This is a genomic window from Sphaerotilus sp. (assembly GCF_041083715.1).
In the GTDB taxonomy this organism is placed as follows: domain Bacteria; phylum Pseudomonadota; class Gammaproteobacteria; order Burkholderiales; family Burkholderiaceae_C; genus Sphaerotilus.
This window is the reverse complement of record NZ_JBFPGY010000010.1, coordinates 1-4,439: the sequence shown is the minus strand read 5'-3', so window position 1 is coordinate 4,439 and position 4,439 is coordinate 1. Positions and strand designations below refer to the sequence as shown.

General features: G+C 71.7%; 6 protein-coding genes. All 6 read right to left on the bottom strand.

Annotation, left to right across the window (positions count from 1 at the left end; all coding sequences use genetic code 11):
• Nucleotides 1-1,111, bottom strand: a 1,111-nt coding sequence (locus AB3X43_RS00340) for a transglycosylase domain-containing protein (RefSeq protein WP_369427913.1), incomplete at its 3' end; no start/stop codon positions are given.
• A 165-nt stretch (nucleotides 1,112-1,276) separates the two neighbouring features.
• On the bottom strand, nucleotides 1,277-1,774 hold the full coding sequence (locus tag AB3X43_RS00335) for a GlcG/HbpS family heme-binding protein (RefSeq protein WP_369427912.1): 498 nt from the start codon (nucleotides 1,772-1,774) through the stop codon (nucleotides 1,277-1,279).
• Between the two features lie 102 nt (nucleotides 1,775-1,876).
• Complete coding sequence (locus AB3X43_RS00330) at nucleotides 1,877-2,515, bottom strand: response regulator transcription factor (RefSeq protein WP_369427911.1); 639 nt, start codon at nucleotides 2,513-2,515, stop codon at nucleotides 1,877-1,879.
• Nucleotides 2,512-3,285 (bottom strand): sensor histidine kinase, encoded by a 774-nt coding sequence (locus AB3X43_RS00325; RefSeq protein ID WP_369427910.1) that lies wholly within the window; start codon nucleotides 3,283-3,285, stop codon nucleotides 2,512-2,514. The genes AB3X43_RS00330 and AB3X43_RS00325 overlap by 4 nt, the downstream gene beginning before the upstream one ends.
• Nucleotides 3,204-3,992, bottom strand: a complete 789-nt coding sequence (locus AB3X43_RS00320; protein WP_369427909.1) for a hypothetical protein — start codon at nucleotides 3,990-3,992, stop codon at nucleotides 3,204-3,206. Before AB3X43_RS00320 ends, AB3X43_RS00325 begins: the two co-directional genes overlap by 82 nt.
• Nucleotides 3,993-4,170: 178 nt before the next feature.
• Nucleotides 4,171-4,439 (bottom strand): alpha-2-macroglobulin family protein (locus AB3X43_RS00315; protein ID WP_369427908.1); only part of this gene is annotated, 269 nt, incomplete at its 5' end.

The window sequence follows — 4,439 nt, the reverse complement described above, 5'->3', positions numbered from 1 at the left end:
TGAGCTGCGCGGGCGCGTCTTCGAGCAGGCTGGCGGGCGTGATGAGCCGGCGCTCGAAGGCCATCGCGTAGACGAAGGGCTTGAGCGTCGAGCCGGGCTGGCGGCGCGTGAGCACCATGTCCACCGCCGCCGCGTCCGACAGCGCCGCACCCGACGAGCCGACCCAGGCGCGCACCTCGCCCGTGGCGTTGTCGAGCACAAGCACGGCGCCGTCCTCGATGTGGCGCAGGCTGAGTTCGGCAAGCTGCTGGCGCAGGGCCTGCACGGCGAGGCGCTGGAGGCCGGCGTCGAGCGTCGTCGTCAGCGTGGCAGGGAACGGGGGTTTCAGGGTGCGCAGGAGCTGGCGGGCGTAGTGCGGCGCGTCGTTCGGCGGCGCGGGCTGCACGGTGCGGGCAGCGGCGCCAGCCACCAGCGCCCGTGACGCGACCGGCTCCAGCGCGGCGCAGTCCAGCTTCTGCTGCTGCAGCAACGCGCAGGCGCGGCGCACCACCACGTCCCGCGCCGCGTTCGGCCCGCGCACCAGCGCGGCCAGCAGCGCCGATTCGGCCGCGTCCAGCCCGCTCGGGTGCTTGCCGAGCAGCACCCGTGACGCAGCGGGAATGCCGACCAGCTCGCCCCGCATCGGCACGCGGTTCAGGTACGCCTCCAGGAGATCCGCCTTGCGCCAGCGCACTTCCAGCTCGCGCGCGGCGGCGATCTGGCCGAGCTTGCCCAGGACACTGCGGCCCTGTGCCGGGCGGGCGTGGTCGGTGTCGATCAGACCGGCGAGCTGCATCGTGATGGTGGACGCGCCCTGCTTCGCGCCGTCGCCTGCGAGGTTGACCCAGGTGCTGCGCGCCAGGCCCGGCCAGTCCACGCCGGTGTGGGCATGGAAGCGGTGGTCCTCGGCGAGCACGACCGCGGTACGCAGCGCGGGGGAGAAATCGGCGAGCGCGACCCAGGGCAGGCGGCGGGCAGTGGGGTCGGTGCGGATGGCCTGGAGCGGGATGCCTTGGCGGTCGAGGAGGGTGAGGTCGGAGGGACGGTGGGCGGTGCGGACTTCGGGGTAGGTAGGCAGCGCCGATGCCCGTGCCACCGAACTCGCGCCCATCCACACCAGCGCGGAAATCACGGTGGCGAGAACGTGGCGAAGGAAGCACATAGGGTCCGGATAGTCAGCCCACGGACTGTATCGCCCCGACACGACACCCGTTCAGCGTTTCACCGCTTCCAGCCATTTCACCATCTCCCCGCCCCCCCGCACCCGCGATCGCCACAGCACGCAGCAGCGCGGCACTCACTTCAGCAGTTCCTTGACCTTGTCGATCGCGGCCATCGCGCATTGCTCGTCGAGGTGACCACCGGGCGCACCACCGACACCGACCGCGCCGATCACGTCATTGCCCGCCTTGATCGGCACGCCACCGCCGACCAGCAGGAAGCCGGGGATGTAGACGAGGTTCGCCGCGGCCGGGTTCTTCTGCGCGCCCTCCATCATCGCCAGCGTCGTGTTGCGGGCCGAGGCGGAGGTGAAGGCCTTGTCGTGGCTGGCGGCCAGCGTGTGCGGCCCGGCGTTGTCGGCGCGCTGGACGGCGCGCACGCCACCCGAGCGGTCCACGACGGTCGCGGTGACCGCGTAGCCGCTGGCCTGGCAGGTGGCGACGGCACCCGCGGCGATCTGGTTGGCAAGGTCGAGCGAGATCGTGCGCTCGGTGCGGACCGCCTGGGCCTGGGCGGGCAGCGTGCCGAAGGCGGCGATAGCGGTCAGGGCGAGGGCGGCGGCGAGTCGGTTCATGGGGTGTCCTGTGGAGTTCGGGTGGGGTGGGAACAGGACTTCACTGTAGAAATTCACCCCCGCCGCCGCCATGCGCACGCCTACGCACCGCCCTCCGTAGCGCTACGGATGCGCGGACGGCGGTGCCTCGTCCACCAGCGCGGCGTAGCGCCGGATGAGCTGCGCCAGCGACTCGGCGCCGAGCTTGGCGAACAGGTTGGCGCGGTGCGTCTCGACCGTGCGCGGCGACAGCCCGCCCAGCGCACGGGCGATCTCCTTGTTCGTCAGCCCGGCAACGATCAGCCCGAGCACCTCGCGCTCGCGCTCCGACAGCTGCGCATGGCGCTCGCGGGCCTCGCGGTCGGCCTGGTGGCGCTCGCGCGAGCGGACGTGCTGGCGCACGGCGGTCTGCAGCGTCTCGATCAGCAGTTCGTCGTCCACCGGTTTTTCCAGGAACTCGGCCGCGCCAGACTTGAACGCCCGCCGGCACAGCTCGACCGTGCCATGCCCCGTCAGCATCACCACCGGCTGATCGGCGCCCTCGGCGCGCAGCCGCTCCAGCACCGTCAGCCCGCTCACGCCCGGCATGCGCACGTCGAGCACGATCGCCCCAATGGCCTGTCGGTCGAAACCGGCGAGGAAGGCCAGCGGCTCGGCCCAGGTCGTCACGCGCAGGCCGACGGTGCCGATCAGCAGCGCCAGGCTGTCGCGCACGGCCGCGTCGTCGTCGATCAGGTGGATCAGCGGGGTATGCATGGTCATTCGCTCATCAGCGGCAGGCGCAGCGTGAAACACGCACCACGCGGCGGATTCGCTTCGGCGGCGAGCCCGCCGCCCATGCCCTGCGCGAGGCTTTCGCACAGGCTCAGGCCGAGGCCCAGACCGCCGGGGCGCGTGGTGAAGAAGGGTTCGAACAGCCGCGGCAGCGCGTCCGCCGGGATGCCCGGGCCGGTGTCGGTCACACGCAACCGGCCGGCATCACCGTCCGTGTCGAGCGTCAGCACCAGGCGGCGCCCGTCGGCGTCCACCTGCTCCAGCGCCTGCAACGCGTTCATCACGAGGTTGTGGACGATCTGCTGCACGGCCACCGCGTCGCCCTGCACGACCACCGGCGCCGCAGCCGCCAGCACCTGCGGCACGACTGCGCGGCGCGCCGACTCGGGCTCCAGCAGGTGCAGCGTGTCGGCGACGACCACGTCGAGCGCAACCGGCTGCATGACGCGCCCCGCGTCCGGCCGCTCGACGCTGCGGCGCAGCCGGCGCAGCACCTCGCTGGCGCGGCGGGCCTGCGCAGCGGCCTGGTCGAGCGCCTGGCGCAGCAGCCGCGTGTCGACCGGATCGTGGTCCTCGTCAGCGAGCAGGCGGCGCGCGGCCTGCGTGCTGGCCAGCACGGCGGTGAGCGGCTGGTTCAGTTCATGGGCGATGCCGGCGGCGAGTTCGCCCAGCGTGTTCAGCCGGGCGACCTGGCCCAGGCGCAGCAGCTCTTCCGCGCGGCGGCGGGCGATGCGCTGGCGCCACCACGCAGCCACCACGCAGCCACCGCCGCCAGCAGCGCGGCAATCAGCGCCGAGGCAGCGGCCATGCGCCCCCAGGGCAGGTCTGCCCAACCAAAGCCGCGCTCCACGACCACCTCGAACGGCTGGCTCGGCGAGGCCAGCAGCTTGCGGAAGGCGTAGGGCCACGGCGCCGCATCGGACGCACCGCGGCCAGGCTGCAGCACGAAGGCCTGTCCGCCGGACTGCAGCGACACCCGCTGCGGACCGTCGGCGCTGATCGGCCACTCGCTCCACGGCACCATCGCGCGCAGGTCGATGCGCAGCGCGTGGCTGGCCGGCTCGCCGTGCTGGAGCAGCACGCAGCGGCCCTGCACCAGGTCGATGCGCACCGGTACAGCCCGGCCCAGCGCACGCGATTGGACATCGGCCGCCTGCAGATCGGCATCCGGCCAGGCCTGCCCGCGCCCACGCTGCCAGACGGCCAGTACCTGCGGATAGACAGCGGACAGGCGCTGCTGCGGCTGGCTGCCATCGGCGCCGGGCTGGAGCAGGTTGAGCGTCGCGAGGACGGCGTCGTGCTGCGCAGCGCGCTGGCTGAGCAGGCGGTGGGCGATGCGGGCATCGGTGTCGAAGGCGTCGCGCAGCCGGGTCAGTTCGGCCTGCGCGAGGCCGACCACGGCCAGCAGCGACAGCAGCGCCCAACAGATGGAGCCAAGGAGCAGAGGGCGCGTGCGCAGGTGCATCCCGCGATGATGGCCCCAAAAAATAAAAGGGTCTGTCGTTCTGACAGACCCCCCCTGATTTCATGAATCGATAAATGGTGCAGATACCGCGCCAGGACCTTGACATGCCGTGCCGCGTTGGGATGAAAGATACGTCCAAGTACCTGTGAACCACACCCCCGACTTCAGGGTGGTCCGTTCAAAACGAGACATTCATCACGCCAACTGGCACCTCGCCGAAATTTTCCGGTGCGTACATCGCCTCGACGCGGCTGGGCGGCAGGATGTAGCGGCCAGCGGTGTTCAGGCGCAGCGTGTACTCCACCGTGTGCGTGCCGCGTGGCAGCCAGGCGTAGTAGGCGCGCCAGGCTTCCGGCAGACGCTCCTCGTACACCCGCCATGCACTGCCGCTGGACTGCTCGCCGCGGGTGGCGATCTGCGAATCCCGGCCCAGCCCGTTGCCCAGCA